This is a genomic window from Betaproteobacteria bacterium (assembly GCA_016791345.1).
Lineage (GTDB): Bacteria > Pseudomonadota > Gammaproteobacteria > Burkholderiales > JAEUMW01 > JAEUMW01.
On the sequence record JAEUMW010000159.1, the window covers coordinates 1 to 2,612 of the forward strand.

A 2,612-nucleotide genomic window follows, 5' to 3' on the forward strand; every position below is an offset into this window, starting at 1 on the left:
GACCGGCGTGATCGCATCCGACCCGAAGGCCGCGGCCGTGTAAGTACGATGCACGAGCTCGCGCAGATCGGCGTCGGGGATGTCGTCGATGAACCGCGACAGAATCTCGATGGCGAGCTCGCGGTAGCCGAGCGGCCGCCAGGCTGCCAGCTCATCCGGGCTCACATGCGGATAGCGCTCGGGTACGGCAAGACCGCCGTCCGGTGCCAGGCCGCCGAGCAGGATGTCGGTGAAGGGTGTCGGCGGCATGCCGCCGCGGGTCGAGATGTATCTCACTGGAAACCGTCAGACAGCCAGGTTACAAATCCGAAATCGACCGAGCGCACGGCGAACACCGAACATTTGTTCCGCGGCGTCTTCCCGATCGTCCTTGGAAATCTCTGCATCCATGCTTTTCAGGCGGGACTGGCAGCCACGCGGACGTGGCGGTTGCGTCCCGCCCCCATCGCCGCCACGAACGCAGCGACGGTGATCGCCGCGAAGAGCGGTCCCGTGCCGCGCCAACCCCCGCTCCATTCGCGCACGAAACCGACCGCCAGAGGCCCGAGGGCCGCACCCGTATAGCCGACCGACTGCGCCATGCCCGACAGATGCGCCGCGACATGCGCATCCGGCGAACGCAGCACGATCAAGGTCAGCGCGATGCTGAAGAGGCCCCCCTGTCCCAGGCCGAGGAGGATAACCCAGATCCGGATCGTTTCGAGCGGCGCGTAGAGCGAGCCCAGCAGGCCCGCCAGCGTGAGCCCCAGCATGAGGGCAGTCACCGCGCGCTGGTCCCTGCCACGCGTGGCGAGAGAAGGGGCGGCAAGCGCGGTGATGAGCTGAAACATGACCGTGATCGAAAGCATGAATCCGGCGTCGATGTCGGACAGGCCGCGCTCATGCAGAATCAGCGGAAACCAGCCGAAGACGCAGTAGGCAAGCGAGGACTGCAGCCCCATGTAGGCCGTGACCTGCCACGCGAGCCGGTCGCGCCACAGGCCGCGCACTTCGTGGCGGACGCGCGCGCTGTGCACGTGCCGGGTGCGCAGCTGCGGCAGCCACACCAGCGCGGCGACGAACGCCGGGACGGACCAGAACGCCAACGCGGGTCGCCAGTCGCCATCGAACCCGTCACGCAGTGGGACCGTCGTGCCCGCGGCCACGGCCGCCCCGAGGCAGAGGGCCATCGTGTAGAAGCCGGTCATGGCCGCCGGACGCTGCGGAAAATCGCGCTTGATGATGCCTGGCAGGAGGACGCCGATGACGCCGATGCTCGCACCCGCCAGCACGGTTCCCGCGAAGAGGCCCGCAACGGAGAACAGGCCGCGCAGCGCGATGCCCGCCGCGAGCGCGAGCAGAAAGACGAAGATCACCCGCTCGCTGTCGAAGCGATTGGCTAGCCGCGGCGCAAACGGGCCGAAAACGCCGAGGCAGAGCACCGGCACCGTGGTCAGCCAGCCCGCTCCGGCAGCCGAGAGGCCGGTGGTGGAACGCACGTCCGCCAGGACCGGCGCGAGACTCGACAAGGCCGGGCGCAGGTTGATCCCGGTCAGGAACAGTCCGCCCAGCAGCGCCCATGGGTGGGCGATTCGGATCGGTTCGGACTGGACGCCGGCGTCGTCGATCTCTGCATCGATCAGCAGCTCATCGCCGTGGGGGTGATCCGAGACCGGATCCTGGGTCACCGCGCGTTCAACCCTTCCATCCGGATTCGCGTCACTGCGCCGGTGATCGTCGGCAGCTTCTCGATGCGGTCGATCGCCGCATCGACGTGCTTCTCCCGCGTCACGTGGGTGAGCATGATGATGTCGGCGTGCTCCTCGCCTTCCTGCGGCTCCTTCTGCATCATCGCGTCGATCGAGATCTCCACGTCGGCGAGGATGCGCGTGATGTCGGCGAGCACGCCCGGCTTGTCGTAGGCGCGCATGCGCAGGTAATAGGCGGACTCCACCTCGGCCATCGGCAGGATCGGCAGGTCGGTCACCTTGTCGGGCTGGAAGGCGAGATGCGGCACGCGATGCTCGGGATCGGCCGTGTGCATACGTGTCACGTCGACGAGATCCGCCACTACCGCCGATGCGGTCGGCTCCGCGCCGGCGCCCGCGCCGTAGTAGAGCGTCGCGCCGACCGCGTCGCCTTTCACCAGCACGGCGTTCATCACGCCGTCGACGTTGGCGATGAGTCGCCGCTCCGGGATCAGCGTCGGATGGACGCGCAGTTCGATGCCCTTGGGCTTGCGCTTGGTGATGCCCAGGAGCTTGATGCGATAACCGAGCTCCTCCGCGTAGCGGATGTCCAGCCGGCTCAGCTTCGAGATCCCCTCGGTGTAGGCGGCCTCGAACTTCATCGGGATGCCGAAGCTGATCGCGGCCATGATGGTGAGCTTGTGCGCCGCGTCGATGCCTTCGATGTCGAAGGTGGGATCGGCCTCGGCGTAGCCGCGCGCCTGCGCATCCTTGAGCGCGAGCTCGAAGCTCACGCCGCGGCTCCGCATCTCGGTCAGGATGAAGTTGCTGGTGCCGTTGATGATGCCGGCGATCCACTCGATGCGGTTGGCCGTCAGCCCCTCGCGCAAGGCCTTGATAATGGGCACGCCGCCGCACACCGCGGCCTCGAAGGCGACCATGACG

3 protein-coding genes are annotated in these 2,612 nt (G+C 67.5%); all 3 read right to left on the bottom strand.

Annotated features, from left to right (window positions below):
* A partial coding sequence (locus JNK68_06350; protein ID MBL8539977.1) for a threonine synthase occupies positions 1–276 on the bottom strand: 276 nt, incomplete at its 3' end.
* Between the two features lie 119 nt (positions 277–395).
* A complete protein-coding gene (locus JNK68_06355) occupies positions 396–1,667 on the bottom strand; it encodes a CynX/NimT family MFS transporter (GenBank protein ID MBL8539978.1) in 1,272 nt (423 codons plus the stop codon).
* Positions 1,664–2,612 (bottom strand): homoserine dehydrogenase (locus JNK68_06360; protein ID MBL8539979.1); only part of this gene is annotated, 949 nt, incomplete at its 5' end. The genes JNK68_06355 and JNK68_06360, both read right to left, overlap by 4 nt.